This window comes from Blastopirellula marina DSM 3645 (assembly GCF_000153105.1).
Lineage (GTDB): Bacteria > Planctomycetota > Planctomycetia > Pirellulales > Pirellulaceae > Blastopirellula > Blastopirellula marina.
On record NZ_CH672377.1, the window covers coordinates 587,750 to 603,576 of the forward strand.

13 protein-coding genes are annotated in these 15,827 nt (G+C 57.6%); 8 read left to right on the forward strand and 5 right to left on the reverse strand.

What is annotated here, in order from left to right:
- Nucleotides 1–2 precede the first annotated feature (2 nt).
- The 5 genes from DSM3645_RS21480 to DSM3645_RS21500 form a co-directional block, all read right to left on the reverse strand.
- A complete protein-coding gene (locus DSM3645_RS21480) occupies nt 3–857 on the reverse strand; it encodes an LOG family protein (protein ID WP_002654682.1) in 855 nt (284 codons plus the stop codon).
- A gap of 5 nt (nt 858–862) precedes the next feature.
- Entirely contained in the window at nt 863–2,251 is a 1,389-nt protein-coding gene (locus tag DSM3645_RS21485) for an MBL fold metallo-hydrolase RNA specificity domain-containing protein (RefSeq protein ID WP_002654683.1), read from the reverse strand.
- Between the two features lie 89 nt (nt 2,252–2,340).
- Nucleotides 2,341–3,360 carry a cytochrome d ubiquinol oxidase subunit II gene (locus DSM3645_RS21490; protein ID WP_040353180.1) on the reverse strand — a complete coding sequence of 340 codons (1,020 nt, stop codon included), beginning with the start codon at nt 3,358–3,360 and terminating at the stop codon, nt 2,341–2,343.
- Nucleotides 3,350–4,687 (reverse strand): cytochrome ubiquinol oxidase subunit I, encoded by a 1,338-nt coding sequence (locus DSM3645_RS21495; RefSeq protein WP_202595000.1) that lies wholly within the window; start codon nt 4,685–4,687, stop codon nt 3,350–3,352. Before DSM3645_RS21495 ends, DSM3645_RS21490 begins: the two co-directional genes overlap by 11 nt.
- Nucleotides 4,688–4,814: 127 nt before the next feature.
- On the reverse strand, nt 4,815–6,638 hold the full coding sequence (locus DSM3645_RS21500; RefSeq protein WP_002654686.1) for a UbiD family decarboxylase: 1,824 nt from the start codon (nt 6,636–6,638) through the stop codon (nt 4,815–4,817).
- Nucleotides 6,639–6,870: 232 nt separating this feature from the next.
- Between DSM3645_RS21500 and DSM3645_RS21505 the strand changes: the two genes are divergently transcribed.
- The 8 genes from DSM3645_RS21505 (at nt 6,871) to DSM3645_RS21545 (ending at nt 15,794) form a co-directional block, all read left to right on the forward strand.
- Entirely contained in the window at nt 6,871–8,328 is a 1,458-nt protein-coding gene (locus DSM3645_RS21505; protein WP_002654687.1) for a leucyl aminopeptidase, read from the forward strand.
- A 274-nt stretch (nt 8,329–8,602) separates the two neighbouring features.
- Nucleotides 8,603–8,971 carry a DUF433 domain-containing protein gene (locus DSM3645_RS21510; protein ID WP_002654689.1) on the forward strand — a complete coding sequence of 123 codons (369 nt, stop codon included), beginning with the start codon at nt 8,603–8,605 and terminating at the stop codon, nt 8,969–8,971.
- Between the two features lie 3 nt (nt 8,972–8,974).
- A complete protein-coding gene (locus DSM3645_RS21515; RefSeq protein ID WP_002654690.1) occupies nt 8,975–9,310 on the forward strand; it encodes a DUF5615 family PIN-like protein in 336 nt (111 codons plus the stop codon).
- Between the two features lie 236 nt (nt 9,311–9,546).
- A complete protein-coding gene (locus DSM3645_RS28775) occupies nt 9,547–10,134 on the forward strand; it encodes a hypothetical protein (RefSeq protein ID WP_131282778.1) in 588 nt (195 codons plus the stop codon).
- A gap of 135 nt (nt 10,135–10,269) precedes the next feature.
- Complete coding sequence (locus tag DSM3645_RS21525; RefSeq protein ID WP_002654692.1) at nt 10,270–11,916, forward strand: flotillin family protein; 1,647 nt, start codon at nt 10,270–10,272, stop codon at nt 11,914–11,916.
- A 199-nt stretch (nt 11,917–12,115) separates the two neighbouring features.
- Nucleotides 12,116–12,508, forward strand: a complete 393-nt coding sequence (locus DSM3645_RS21535) for a hypothetical protein (RefSeq protein WP_002654694.1) — start codon at nt 12,116–12,118, stop codon at nt 12,506–12,508.
- A gap of 943 nt (nt 12,509–13,451) precedes the next feature.
- The gene (locus DSM3645_RS21540; protein WP_002654695.1) at nt 13,452–14,669 is read left to right on the forward strand and encodes a DEAD/DEAH box helicase; all 1,218 of its coding nucleotides are present in this window, start codon (nt 13,452–13,454) and stop codon (nt 14,667–14,669) included.
- Between the two features lie 60 nt (nt 14,670–14,729).
- Nucleotides 14,730–15,794: a hypothetical protein gene (locus tag DSM3645_RS21545; protein ID WP_002654696.1), complete on the forward strand. Its 1,065-nt coding sequence runs from the start codon at nt 14,730–14,732 to the stop codon at nt 15,792–15,794.
- Nucleotides 15,795–15,827: the final 33 nt, after the last annotated feature.

The window sequence follows — 15,827 nt, forward strand, 5'->3', positions numbered from 1 at the left end:
GGCTAAATATCTTTGACAGGATGTCCGTGGTAATGCGCGATGATGTCCCATGCCTGGGCTGGCGAATCGGCGAAGCTGACCAAATCCAGGTGATCGTCGCGAATCACTCCTTCGTCCGCGAGAAACTGAAAATTAACAACCTGTTTCCAGTAGTCCGATCCGTACAAAATGATCGGGATCTCTTGCATCCGTTGCGTCTGTCGCAGCGTGAGCGCGTCGAACAGTTCGTCCAAAGTCCCATAACCGCCGGGAAACACGACCAGCGCCTTGGCCCGCACCAGAAAGTGCATTTTCCGCATCGCGAAATAGTGAAACAGGAAACATAATTCCGGCGTCACGTAGGGATTGGGATGCTGTTCGTCGGGCAGCGTGATATTCAAACCGATGGTAGGTGCTTCAGCTTCAAAGGCGCCGCGATTGGCCGCTTCCATCACACCGGGTCCGCCGCCGGTAACGATCACGTAGTCGCACTGGCCGTCGACGTGACAATTGGTCGAGCAAATCTTGGCGAATTGCCGCGCCTCTTCGTAGTAGTGCGACTTGGCGAACACCCTTTCAGCTCGGGCCAGATCGCGCATCCGCTGTGGATCGGTCGGCGCGGCGGCCAGCGCTGACTTCGCTTTGTCTAACCGCTCTTGGGCGATATGCGTTTCGACGATTTGCGTACCGCCAAAGACGATCACCGTCGAGCGAATGTTCATCCGCTGGAACGCGAGTTCCGGCTTCAGGTACTCCAGTTCCATCCGGACGGCGCGCAGTTCTTCGCTTTGCAAAAAGTCGGTATCGAGCTCCGCCATCTTGTAGGTCGGCGACTTCAAGATCATCGAGAGATTGTCGCCAATCTTATTGTCCACCATGCGCGTTACTCTCCTAGCTCAAACGAGTCACCCAGTTGAGGAATGACCGTGTCGAATTGATATTGGTCACGCAGCGCCGCGGCGAACGAAGCGGCGCTGTCTGGTTCGCCGTGCGTGATAAACGTCTGTTTGGGCTTGGGCAAATCTTTGAGCCAACGGAGCAGCTCGCTGCGACCGGCGTGCCCGCTCAGCCCGGATACGCTGTCGATCGCCGCGCGAACCGGAATGTCTTGGCCATGGATGCGTACGAAAGAACGTCCTTCCTGCATGTCGCGGCCGCGCGTGCCGGCGGCCATATAACCGCCCAGCAAAACCGTGTTTTTCGGATCGGGCAATCGCCGCTTCAGATGAAACAAAATCCGGCCGCCGGTCATCATTCCTGACGATGAAATAATCACCGCCGGGCCCGTCACGCGGTTCAACTGCTTGGAGCGCTCGTGATCTCGCACCAGTTCGACATTTGGTCCATCCAACACGCTGCTAGGCGGCGACAATTGTCCCTCGCTGAGATCATGGTCTTGAGAGAACGTGCGAAAAATTTTGGTCGCGTCGACCGCCATCGGACTGTCGAGAAAGATCGGAAATCGCGGAATCCGACCGGCATGCATCAAGACTTGCAGTAAATAGATCAGCTGTTGCGACCGCCCTACCGCGAACGCGGCGAACAACATCACGCCGCCGCGCTGGAACGCTTTGTTCACACGCTCGGCCAAGATATCCAAGATATCCTCTTGCGGGTGATCCCGATCGCCGTAGGTGCTTTCGCAGATCAAATAGTCGCACGGCGGCGGGGGCGCGGGATCGAAATAAAGGGGAGCGTCGTAACGGCCGACATCGCCAGAAAACAAGATTCGGAGCGGCGGATCACGATCGCGGATTTCCATCTCGATCATATTCGAACCGAGCAAATGCCCGGCGTCATGAAACCGCACCCAAATTGGATCGAGAAGTTCGCGCCACTCGCCGCGCGGAACCGCTTTCAAGCGTTTGATCGCGCGACGCGCATCTTCGGCGTTGTACAAAGGGAGCGCCGGTGAGTGCTTCGATAACTTTTTGCGATTGAGATAGTCGGCGTCCCGCTTTTGATTTTTGGCCGAATCGAGCAGCAGCAGCTTCGCCAGCTCTTTGGTGGCCGGCGTGCAGACCACTTTGTTGCGGAAGCCGTCACGCACAAAGCGCGGCAGAAAACCGATATGGTCGATATGAGCGTGGGTTAAGACGACCGAATTGACCGTCGCCGCGTCAAACGGCAGTTTCTTCCAGTTCAGCTCGCGCAGCTTTTTCAAACCTTGAAACAAGCCGCAGTCGACCAAAACTTTCGCTTTGCCTGCTTCGACCAAATATTTCGAGCCGGTAACCGTCCCGGCGGCGCCGTAAAAAGTGATTCTCGCCATGCGGTTCACTTCGATCCTTCGCGCTGTTCATGATGCGGTGCAGAGGGTGGCCCAATTGTAGATGTTCGCACATCCCGGGACCAGCCGCATCAATAGTCGGCGCTGTCGGACGGCGTCAGCTTGAAGAGATAGAACAGCAGCGCCAGACTGGGCCCCAAAATGACAGCGCCTGCGGCGACCGCGCCGATCATCGCCCATAAAACCGAATCTGGCGCCTTCGAATCGGCCAGCGTCAAAAACGGAGGCGCGATCACTGGATACTGGGCGATCCCCCAGCCCCAGATAATGTTGGCGGCGGCCAACATCGTACACGCCGCAGCCGGCGTGTACTTGCGCCACAGCAGCAATAGCAGCGAACCGGTTCCGCAAATCGCCGACAACGCGACCAGCGGCCAAGCGCGGGTCGCGAAACCATGAGCAAGCTCCGGCGCTTCGAGCGAAACAAAAACCAATCCAACGGCCGCCAACACGCCCATCCAAATTCCGGTCGCCAGCGCTCGCTGGCGCCACACGAGCGTTAGTTCGACCTCGCCAGAATGCTCCGCTTCGCGGGTTAAAAAAACGGCCGCCAGGTAGCAACATAGGCCCACCGTAAAAAACGCCGTGAATAGCGCCATCGGCGTGATCCAGTCGGTCAGGTAATTTCCTTCGTAGACGCCGGCCGCGTTGATCTTCGAGTCGCCCGAGGCCAACGTGCCGGCGATCGCGCCCAAAAAGAACGGAGCCGCAGCGGAAGCGCCGGCAAATAAGGTTCGCCAAAATTGCTGCTGCCGGCCAGAGTCGATCGAATACGCGCGAAACACGTAACCGGCGCCCCGAAAGACAATCCCCACCAACACCAAAAACGCTGGAATGATAAACGCCGAGCACAATGCCTGGAACGCCAACGGAAACGCCGCGAACAACACGACCAACACAAAAATCAGCCAAATGTGATTCGCTTCCCAGACCGGGCCGATCGCATGATACAGCAGCTTCCGTTCTTTTTCATTCGACTGAAACGCCGTGTTGATTTCCCAGATGCCGGCGCCAAAGTCAGCGCCTCCAAACAGCAAATAAAGGGTCGTCGCCGCTCCCAGCACGATTCCCACAATCAGTTCAGGCGACATCGGCATCCTCCGGCATCGGTTGTTTCGCCAAGATTCGCAGCACCGAAATGCAGCCTACCGTCAGCACCAGGTAAATCGACATCGTCACGGCAAAGATGAACCAGACGCCGGGCGCTTGGGTCACCGCATCTTTGGTTCGCAAAAAGCCCTGTACGATCCAGGGCTGACGCCCCACTTCGGTGACGGTCCAGCCGGCTTCCATCGCCAACACTGTCAGCGGTCCGCTGGCCAGCAGCGTCAGCAGCCACCAGCGGCGCTCGTGCCACGCCGATTTGCCCCACTTCAGCAGATAGCCCGACCACAGACCGATGAAGATCAATAGCGTGCCGATTCCCACCATGATTTGAAACGCGACATGGACGATCGGCGTCGGCGGATGCAGATCTTCGGGAAAGGCGTTCAACCCTTGCACCTCGGCGGCCGGATTATCATAGGCCAACACGCTGAGCATCCCCGGGATCTCAATCGCATAGGGCGTCGTCTTCGTCTCTGGATCAGGTATCCCGCCGATCCGCAGCGGCGCGTAGGTTTCGGTTTCCCATTGTCCTTCCATCGCCGCCAGCTTGATCGGCTGCGTCACGGCCACAACGTGACCCGCCCAGTGCCCAACCGGCCCTTGCACCAATGCGAAGAAACCGCCCAACAGCACGCCCAACGTCAACGCTCGGCGCTGATAAAGACCGTTGCGTCCGCGTAAGATTTCCCAAGCGTAGAAGGACGCGACCAGAAACCCAGTCACCATGTATGCGGCGACAATCATGTGCGTCGTCTGCGCGCCGGTCGCCGGATTCAGCATCGCCGTCCAAGGTTGCACGTCGAGCAATTTTCCGTCAGCGTCCAACTGAAAACCTTGCGGGCAATTCATAAACGAGTTAGTCGTCACCACAAACCAGGCCGACATTGTTCCGGCCAGCGCGATCGGCAGCCCGCACAGCCAATGATGAAACGGCGCCAAACGATTCCAGCCGTACAGATAGATGCCGACGAAAATCCCTTCGGTAAAGAAGGCGAAACCTTCGAGCGTAAACGGCAAGCCGACGACCGGGCCAAACTTTCCCATAAATTCGGGCCAGAGCAGACCAAGTTCAAAAGAAAGCACCGTGCCCGAAACGGCGCCGACAGCGAACAGCACCGCAAAACCTTTGCTCCAGCGTTTGGCGAGCGTGCGCCACACGGGATCACCGTTTCGCAGCGAAAGCCATTCGGCCAGCACAATCAGAATGGGCAACCCCATGCCGATGCAGGCAAAAATAATATGAAAGCCGAGCGTAAACGCCATTTGCAGGCGTGCCGGCAGGAGATTCGCGCTGTCCGCTAGAAGCATCATCAAGTGGCCCACGGTCAAATGTCGGGCGCCGTGCATTTCTCGCGAAAAGCAGGTCGCCAAGGTGACAATAGTTTCGCCGGAATCATGGAGCGGAGCAATGCGACAATTTGCCGCACGAAACTAACCATCACAGATATTTCGCAATCGCTCCGCCGCGAGCCGCCAACGCGTCGACTCTTGCTGACACCGCCGGATCTTCCTCCAGCGGCGGCGCATTCCAAGGTTTTAACCGCGCGTCAATCACCAACGAACCGCGGCATCCCCAATGCTTCTCTTGAGTGAAAGACTCTATACCATGGGCGTCCGCCGCGGGATTGCTGCGCGTAAAGAGCGTCCAGACAAAGTTGTTCAGCGACGCCGCGGCAAAGGAGCTGTCGTCCGCGATCACGATCAGCGGAAACTGATTGATCGGCGCGCCGGCGTCAAATGCGGCGCAAAAACGCTCGATCTGGTTCGCCCCTTGAAACGCCGGACCTTGCACGACCATCACCCCTGGCAGCGCGACTTGCGGCGCATGAAAACCATCCGGCAACGACAGATTCTCCGGCAACCGGTTCACCAATTCCCGAATGGGTCGCCCCACCGCGGCCATGACTAACTTGGACCCGTGATTAAATTGCCCGCTAGAGTAGTCAAGCGTATCGATCGTCGTTTCGGTTTGAAAATGAAGATCGCGCCGCCAATCGATGCGTTCTAAGAGGTGGCCGAAGTAGCGCGGCAGATCATGAATCTCCAAGTTCGGATCGTCTTCGTTGGCGATGATCATCAGATACTTGGCCAGCGACATTTGGCCCTGCCCCAGGATCGCGTTGGCTTGCGTTAACAATTCTTTCGGCCGCGTCCGCTCGTCGTATGGCACATACCGTTCGCTGCCGATCGCCAGCATCAACGGATGGACGCCGGCCGCATCAACCGCATGCACCGCTTTGACCCCCGCCAAGACGGTTGGAATGATCGGGCCGGTGATCTCATGGATCAGCGCGCCAAACGTCGTATCTTCCTGCGGAGGTCGCCCGACCACGGTAAAGGGCCAGATCGCGTCATCGCGGTGATAGACCTTCTCGACCGTCAGCACCGGAAAAGGATGCGTCAGACTGTAGTAGCCCAAGTGATCGCCAAACGGACCTTCCGGCTTCGTCGGCGGGTGAATCGTCCCGGCGATGCAAAAGTCAGCTTCGGCGTATAACGGCAACGAAGTGGAGCCAGAGGCCATCGGGATTCGATGTCCGGCCAGCGCGCCGGCGAAGGACAACTCACTCAGCCCTTCCGGCAGCGGCATCACGGCCGCCAGCGACATCGCTGGAGTTCCGCCGACAAAGATGTTGGCGTGAAACGGCCTGCTCGCCGCCAGCGCCGCCGCGTGATGAACGCCGATACCGCGATGGATTTGATAGTGGAGACCAATCTCGGCATTCGCCGCATAGTCATTGCCCGCAAGTTGCACGCGGTACATCCCCAGGTTCGACTTCATCGCCCCCGGCTGGTCAATATCCTCGGTATAAACCTGCGGCAACGTGACATAGGCGCCGCCGTCAGCGGGCCACGAGACCAACTGCGGCAACTGGTCAATCTTGGTTTGATTTTTCAACACGGGGCCGCTGCGCCGCTTGGACGGCATCATCTTCAGCGCCCAGAGCGGCGCACCCGCGTACCGCAGCGGCCGCTTCCACAACTCGTTGGGATCAATCTTCAACTCAATTAGTCGTTTGACCTGATCGATGGTGTCGCGAAACAAAAACCGAGCCTGATCGAGCGAGCCAAACAGATTCGAGACCATCGGAAAACGACAATTCTTGACGTTGGCGAAATAAACCGCCGGGCCCCCGTTCGCGTACACGCGACGCTGGATTTCGGCCGCTTCCAAGTGTGCGTCGATCGCGTCATCGATTTGGATTAAGCGGCCATGCCTGCGCAGATCTTCTACACATTGCCGGAGATTTCGATAGCCCATGTTGGAAAGACGGAAGATTAAGGGTGATGGGGAAATTTAAAATTCCGGCCAGCCGCGGCGAACTATTACAGATTCCACCATATTTGCGCCGCTAGTGACAACCGACCGCAATCGTACCCCCTTATCAACGTCTTAACAGCCGGGGCTGCTGTGACAAGCGGGCCAATCGCATTAAACTGAGCACAGGAAAATCGCTTCTCGCTCTGTTTTCTTCGCTTAGAAAGACGCCGCAATGAAGATTCACCCCACCAAACAGCCGGTTCAAGACTTCGACGGAGACGCTATCATCGTCGGCGCCTACTCGGATGGCCTGTCGCCGACCGCCGAACAACTCGACCCGGCGATTAGCGGCGCGATCGAACGCTTGAAAGCGGTCGGCGAAATCACCGGCAAGCGATACGAAGCGACTCGCATCCTCGCTCCAGCTGGCGTTCCGACCATCGAAGTGATCGTGATCGGCTTGGGCGCGAAGGCCGATCTCAGCGCCGAGACCGTTTACGGCGCCACCGCGACGGCAGCCAAAATGGTCGCCAGTAAAAAGCGGAAAAAAGTCGGCTTCTTTCTCGACGACTTCTGGCCCTCGGATCTGACCGAACAAGCGATCGCCGGGCTCTGCGTCGGCATGCACGGACAAGACCTCTATCGCCAAGAGAAGAGCCTGACCACGCCGGAAGAAATCTTCTGGTACGGCGTGGATGACGCGACGATCGAAAAAGGCGCCGCTTACGGCAACGCGATCAACCTGACCCGCGTACTGGTCAATCGTCCGGCCGCCGACATGTACCCGGCCACCTTCGCCGAAGAAGCGTCGGTCGTCGCTGAGGATTACAACTTGTCAATCGAAGTCTGGGACAAGGCCAAACTCGAGGAAGAACGTTGCGGTTCGCTCTTGGCCGTGTCGCAAGCTTCGCCGCGCGATCCGCGTCTGGTCATCATTCGCTACAACGGCGGCAAGCTGGGCGAATCGCCGCTCGCTTTGGTCGGCAAAGGAGTGACGTTTGACTCGGGCGGGCTCTCGCTCAAACCGAGCGACGGCATGAAAACGATGAAGTGCGACATGGCCGGCGCCGCGACCGTGCTGGGCGCGATCAAAGCGATCGCCGCGCTCAAGCTGCCGGTCAACGTCGTCGGTCTGGTCGGCCTGGTCGAAAACATGGTCGCCGGCAACAGCTTCAAACTGGGAGACGTGTTGACCGCGCGCAGCGGCAAGACGATCGAAGTGCTCAACACCGACGCCGAAGGACGCTTGGTCTTGGCCGACGTGCTCAACGTCGCGCTCGACGAAAAGCCGACGCGCATCATTGACTTGGCGACCCTGACCGGAGCTTGCGTCGTGGCGCTCGGCCTGGATGTCGCCGGTTTGATGACCAACGACGAAGAGATGCAAGACATGATCTTTGACGCCGCCAAGCGCATGGGCGAGCCGATGTGGCCGCTGCCGATGTACCCGGAGTTTGGCGATCAAATCAAAAGCCAGGTCGCCGACATCAAGAACATCGGCGAAGGCCGCTGGGGCGGAGCGATCACCGCCGCCAAGTTCTTAGAAGAGTTTGTCGACGGGACCCCTTGGACCCACATCGACATCGCCGGCCCCGCCTTCTTGGAAAAAGCGAAACCCTGGATGGACGGCGGCGCGTCAGGCTTCGGCGTGCGTACGTTGGTCGAAATCGCGAAGACGCTTTGTAAATAAGCGTACGAAATAAAGTTGCGGGTCGCTATTTTATGCGACCCGCAGGTTCAAATTTCGGCGCCCAGTTTGGCAAAAGCCCGTAGAGAGAAGAGAATGTCGGACAGGCGCCCCTTCTCTCCTCAATCTGCGCACTCTTTGCCGCTCTTCTCAACAAGCAGTATGGTCGCCTTGCAACTCGAAGGAACGCTCGCTCATCAAGCGGCCCCGTCGATTTCGCCTAGCGGGAGCTGGTGAGGTATAATGAGGAAATACTCCGAACGAATAGGGCGTCATCATGCCGCAACGACAAGAAATCCTCGAGCAAATTGCGAAGCTGGATCCCGTCGAATTCGAAGGCCTTGTGATTGACCTTTTCTTCGCAAAAATGCTTCCCCATCCTTTCTGGACGCGCGGCGGATCTCATGCCGAAGACTATTCGTCCATTGTGGCGACTCCCAAGGTCTGCGGCGGCTCTGCACGGTTAATTCGTACTCGCATACCGGTATGGACGCTGGAGAGAATGCGGCAGCTTGGATTTACGGAGGCTGATATCTTGCAAAGCTTTCCCACGCTCCAAGCGCTGGACCTTGTGCAGGCGTGGGCCTACGTCGCACAGCACCGGCAAGAGATTGAACAGGAAATTCTCGAAAACGAAGAAAATTAAGTCGTGGCTCGTCTCTACTCCAATGAAAACTTTCCGATTCCAGTCGTCCTTGAGCTAAGACGACTGGGCCATGACATCGTGACGATTCAAGATCGCGGTAGAGCCAATGAAGCGGCGACCGACCCGCAGGTTCTCGCATTTGCGGTGACGGAAGGTCGCGCAATTCTCACGTTGAACCGAAGAGACTTCAAAAGACTGCATCTGTCGCAACCTGAACATGAAGGCATGATTGTCTGCACTGCTGATCCTGATTTCATCGGGCAAGCAGCACGGATTCACGATGCGCTGGAACGAACTCCAGATTTGCGAGGTCAGTTATCGTCAAAGCGACTAGCGTAGGCGCCTGCACGGTCAGCAATCAAACAATTTACAATTCTGCGGATTCAAGCAATCCTCCCCCCTGCGCGTGAATAATCGGCAAATCCAGGTGCAATGGTTTGACAATCCCCTGGCGCAATCCCAAGATACGGGGGGTTCGCAGCGACGGGGAATTCCCGCAATATTCGGCCTGCTAAAGCGAATACCTGGTGAACATCTAGTAACTAGGAATTCGTTCCTCACGAAAGGGGCGGAAAATGAGCACCATGTATCTGATCTGCGCCGTCATCGGCGGTTCGGTCTTCGTCATTCAATTCTTATTGACGTTGATCGGCATCGGCGGCGAAGCGTTCGACTTTGAGTCGGAGCTGCCTGACGATCTCGATTTGCCGGACGACGCCGATCTTTCGGCGACGGCTCACGGTTCGACCTGGCTGTTTGGCGTGCTATCGTTCAAGACGGTCGTCGCCGCGTTCGCCTTTTTTGGCATCGCCGGCTTGGCGGCCGAAGCGGCCGGCGTCGGCAGCGCCGCAGCGATGATTGTCGCGATCATCTTTGGCTTGGCGGCCATGTATACGGTCCACTGGGTGATGCTGTTCATCTATCGCTTAGGCGTCGACGGCACCACCAAGATCGCCGATGCGGTCGGTCTGTCGGCCAAGGTCTACGTGCCGATCCCCGGCGAAAACCTGGGACAAGGCAAGATCCAAATGAAGCTGAATGATCAGATCGTCGAGTACGCGGCGATGACCGCCGAATCCGAAAAACTGTCGACCGGTACGCCGGTTCGCGTAATCCGGGTCATCGACGATTCGACTCTCGAAGTCGCCCGTTTGTCGGCATAGTCGTTAACTCTGTCACTACCCGCGTCAGCGCAACTTCTGCGCGGCGCTTTTCGTCGGCGAGTTCCTCGCGCGCTGCGTGCGGCAACCTACAACTATTTAGGCACGAAGTACACCCACACGATCGGATCGCCCATCATGCTTACTACGTTTCCTCTCGTCTCCGCCATTTTTGGCGTCTCCGACGGCCTGTTTTGGGTTCTCGTCGGCGTGGCGCTGTTCGTCATGTTCGTGTTTTCGACGCTGATCTTCATCGCGAAACAGTACAAACGCTGTCCTTCCAACCGCGTGCTGGTCATCTATGGGCGCACCGGCAAAGGAAGCGCCGCGAGAACGGTCCACGGCGGCGCTTCGCTGGTGATTCCGCTGCTGCAGGACTACGCCTATCTCAGTCTCGAACCGGTGCAGATCGACATTCCGCTCCGCGGCGCCCTGTCGTCTGAAAACATCCGCGTCAACGTACCGAGTTGCTTCACCGTCGCGATCGGCACTTCGCCCGGCGTGATGGACAACGCCGCCGTTCGTTTGCTCGGCCTGACGGTCGGCGAAATCCGCAAGCACTCCGAAGAACTGATCTTCGGTCAGTTGCGTCAAGTGATTGCGTCAATGCGGATTGAAGAGATCAACCGTGACCGCGACAAGCTGCTCGAACATATTCAATCGTCGCTCGAGCCCGAATTGAACAAGATCGGTCTGATCTTGATCAACGTGAACATCACCGACATCACCGACGAGTCAGGCTACATCGACGCGATCGGCCAAAAAGCGGCCTCGTTGGCGATTCAAAACGCGCGTGGTGACGTCGCCGAAAACTTGAAGATGGGTGAAATTCGGGTCGCGGAAGCGGACAGGGCCAAATTGGTTTCGGTCGCGCTGGCCCAAAAAGAACAGATCATCGGCACCCGCGAAGCGGAACGGGATCAGTCGATTCGCGTCGCCGAAATGCAGAAAGAACAAACGATCGGCGAACGCACCGCCGAGTTCGAGCGCGAAGCCCAAGTCAAAAACGCCGAGCGTGATAAGCGTGTGAGAATCGCCGACGCCGACGCAACCGCGATCGAAGGCGAAAACCTCTCGAACGCCAAGATCGCCGCGTCGCAAGCTGCGCTCGCCGTGAAGCGGGCCGAAGCGTATCAAACCGGCGAAACGCGCAAGAAAGAAGCGGAAGCGGCGGTGCTCGAAGCCCAAAACCGCGCCATGGCCAAAGCGGCCCTCGCCGAAGCGGAACGAGTGGAAGCCGAAAAGCGTGCGTTGCTCGAAGCTCCCGCGAAAGCCGAAAAAGCGAAGATGGAAGTCGACGCGTCGGCCGAAGCCTCCAAGCGACGCATCCTGGCCCAAGCCGACGCCGACGCGATCTACGCCAAGCTCGAAGCCGAAGCCCGCGGTGAATACGAGAAGCTGGCCAAGAAGGGTGAAGGCCTGAAAGCGATCGTCCAAGCGTGCGGCAGCTCGAAAGAAGCGTTCCAGCTCATGTTGCTCGAACATCTCGACAGCCTGGCCGAATCGTCCGCCAAAGCGATCTCGAACATCAAGTTCGATAAGGTCGTCGTCTGGGAAGGAGGCGGCGCCAAAGATGGCCGCTCCAGCACCGCCGATTGGCTCAGCGGCATGGCCAAAACCTTGCCCCCGATGATGCAAGTGCTGAAAGACATCGGCGGCGTCGAGCTGCCCGAAGCGTTCATCCGCTACGCCGAAGATGGCCCCGAAGGCCTGGCCAAATCGATGGAGTCGAACGGCGCCGTCGCGACGGCGGAGAAGCCGCAGCAGGATGAAGAAGAAGCGTAAGCCGATTCACTTTCGTATCGAAAAATTCAACGCAGCCGCTTTTAAAAAGCGGCTGCGTTTTTTTGTGCGCATTGATATTCGTCGTAGTTGTAGTGACTCATCTCGCGAAAAAGTCGTAGGGTGGGTGAAACAAGCGAATTCAGGCGAAAACTCGGAAGCGACATCGCCGCTTGTGTAACCCACCAATAACGCCGGAGTAATGAGCAGGGCCGGTGGGTTACGCAAACCGATCATGATGATTAACGATGGTTCGATCGGACGCGGTTTTGCTCCACCCACCCTACGCGGCTCACCACAGTATTTAGCGCGACTCGAGGATATCCAACCCAATGGCTCGCGATCCTATCGGTTCTGGCAGCGCGGCGGCGGTTATGACCGTAACTTGTCATCCACACCGGAAGTCCATCGCAAACTTCGTTACATTCATGAGAATCCCGTGCGCCGTGGACTCGTTCAGCGAACAATCGATTGGCGTTGGTCGAGCGCTCTTGCTTGGGAAACTGGTACCGACGAACCACTTTCGCTCGATCGCACCAGCTTTCCGCCGCCGACGTTCCTGGATGAGGATCTCTCTTCGGATCTACTGCGGTGATTGATACGGCGAAGACATGCTCTTCTCGCGAAGACGCGATAAGAGCATGGCACCTGATTGGAAAACCCGGGTAATGCACCCGGCTGCGTTTTTTTGTGCGCTTCGATAGTCGCCTTTCGCTCCCGCGAAAGTAGCGTCTTGCCGATGCGGATTGGCGCTTCCACTACTTTTGCGGAGCAAAAGGCGACTATGTAGCGCCGGTTCCCTCCCAAAAATTGTCTCTCGACAATGCGCACGGATCCATGGTCGATTACGTTCGGCTCGTGGGCATTTTCCGCGGCGAATCAGGCTTTGGGATGAGCCGCGAAATCGGCCAGGCTAGCCGGGATTTCTGATCTTCGAAAATGCGTGACCGAGGTCGCGCCGGCGATCGAAGTGCGCGCTAGGGGGCAGATTTCTGTTCAGCGGTCCTGTCCGCTCGGCCCTCCAGAAAAAAAACGTCGCGGTCCAGTCCACATTGTGAATCTTGTCACGAAGTTCGGAGTCCGAATGCTGCAGGAAGCACAAATCAACGCGGTCCGGTCCAGTCCAACCTTTGGGGACTGGCCTTTAAATGACGCAGCTTAACCCACAGACGAGAGGGGGCGGTTCGACAAAAAAATGACTGCGGTCCGGTCCAGTCCAACCTTTGGGGATTGGCCTTTAAATGACGCAGCTTAACCCACAGGCGAGAGGGGGCGGTTCGACAAAAAAATGACTGCGGTCCGGTCCAACCGCTTTCCCTCGGCTTGCGCACTCGGGCTAGTTTTGCTTTGGGTTTCGACATTTGTCGTTTACCTCTGGCCGCTTTTCTCTCGCTCGCGCGTCGGGCTACGAAGAATCTTGGAAAATCTTTTTCGGCTGGGACCAATCGTGTCACGGGCCTGGGCGAAGCTATATCCGTCGCAGCAACGCGGCCGCAAGAAGTGAAAAATTGGCCCCTCGGTGAAGAAGGATATTTCCCATGATTCAGCACAAATCTCTCCTCTCCCCTGCCCCGCTGTTCGACGACGCTTTGGCCGTGTCGGCGGCGCCGTTTGACGAAAGCTGTTTGGATGATTTGTTTGAGGGCGCCATGGTTGATCCGCGTCCTTACCAATTGCGGATCGCGTCGAAAGCGATTTCGGCCTTTGAGGAACACCGGGCCGATCCGTTTCACGAACTTTCGGCTTCCGCCGCATCGGTATTGGTCGAAAGTCCTACCGGCAGCGGTAAGACGGTCATGGGCTTGGGCATCGCCCAGTGGATGCAAAAACATTACGGACTGAGCATCGGTTGGGTTGCGATGCGACGCAATCTGCTGCAACAAGCCCAGGAAGAGAACCTGCGTCGGGGGTTTGACGTCAAGCTTGAGCTCATCTCAATGTTCGACAAAAATCCGCCCAAGGTCGACATGCTAATTGTTGACGAAGCGCAGCACGACGCCGCCAGCAGCATGGCCAATCTGCATTGTTCGGTCCGCCCGCAATACATTCTGGGCCTGACCGCGACCCCGTTTCGCAGCGATCGCGTGAAGCTTTGTTTTGACACGGTGATCAAAGACGCGGGGATTCACCAGCTGATTCAAGATGATTACTTGAGCCGGTTTCATCACTTTACGATTCCCGAATATACGCCGGAAGCGGTCGCCGAGCATTACGCTCGCAGCCCGCTGCATTGGGGCAAGTCGATCATGTTCTTCCATCGTCGCCAACAATGCGACGTCGCCCAAACCGCACTAGCGGCTCACGGCATCCGCAGCGAAGTGGTCACCGCGACCAGTGATCGTGAGCGTCAGCTGAGCGACTTTGTCGCCGGTCGCGTGCAAGTGCTAATCAACATGAGCATTTTGACCGAAGGCTTCGATTGTCCTGATTTGCAAACGGTCTTTTGTCGACCGTCGAGCCGGGCCTGCACGATTCAGATGTGCGGCCGGGTCTTTCGCAAACATGCGGCCCATCCCTTCAAACAGATCGTGCAATGCCGCAACACGCCGCACCCGATTTTGAAAACCGCGACCGCCGCCGAGCAATATGTTTGGAACGGCGAGATGTGGCGCAGTCTGAAAATGAATCGCGAGATCAGCAAAATCAGCACGCGGACGCGGCAATTGATCGCCGGCGCCGAAGTCAAGCTGCCGAAACTGGTCGCCGCGGCTCGTACGTCAAAACCGTTTTGGCAGCAAGTTCGCGAAAGCTTTTAGTCAGTTCAACACGTTGCAGATCGATCCACTTTTTCAAACCCATGCACGGGAGATGACGCGATGAAATGGAACTTCGAATACGGAAATGCCCGGATTAAAGATTTTCAAGTCGCCGCCGAGCGTGACCAGCGCAGCGGCAAGGTCCACGTCAAGTCGATCGACTTGCATGGAGAGAAACTGACGCCGACTCCCCGGTTTTGGCGCTCGATGTTCATCCGGTTCGGCTTTTCGGAAAGCGTGTTTCGCTACTTCGATCACGGCGAAGTCTTTCAGCGGATCGCGGCGCGGACTCCTAGCGATACGGTCCGCTTTTGCGTCGAACGGCCTGGCAAAGGAAATCCTCGCTTGCTGTCGGTCAGCAATCCGAAACGCCCAGTGATCATGCATGACGAGGTGATCGACCTGGTGCAGCGTTATGAAGGGGACGACGTCGACTATAGCAACGGCATGATCACCAGCACGCATCGTCCGCGCAGCGGCGACTGTACGTTTGAGATCGGCGGCGATCATTTCAAGCATCGGTTTGTGATGGAAACGCCGATCGACGGCTTCAGTCAGCCCCGGATTTTTCTCTCGTTTTTGCGGATGGTCTGCTCGAACGGCGCGATCGGCTACAGCCGCGCCTTTCGCAGCGACGTTAGTTTGGGCAAAGACATTGGGCACTGCATTAGCCGCGCGCTCGACAGTTACGACAACGGCGAAGGCTACGCCGCGCTGCGGCAACGGTTTGAAAGTGCGCAAACCTCCTGGGCTTCGCTGCACGAGTGCAATTCGCTCTACAAAATCTTGTGCAAGTTTGAGCGCAGCAAGTCGTTCTCGGCCGAGAACGTGATGCCCGACTTCCACAAAATGACCGGGCGTCTGCACGAACTGTATGGAATGGCGAATCTGGACGCTTTGAGCGAGAAGCGGCAACGCATTTTGCCGGCGAAATGTCGAATTTACGATCTGGTCAATTTCGCCAGCGAGGTCGCGACGCACCACAGCGACGCTGACGCGAATCGCAGCTTGCAGGCCTACATCGGCAGCCTGATTTCGGACGAATACGACATGGAAGGGACGGCGGTCGACTCGACGGAGTTCGCCGATCTGCTGGTGGGCGAGTCCGCCGCGGCCCTCAATTAGCCGCGCGACCGTTGCCGACGAGTGCAGCGGCGG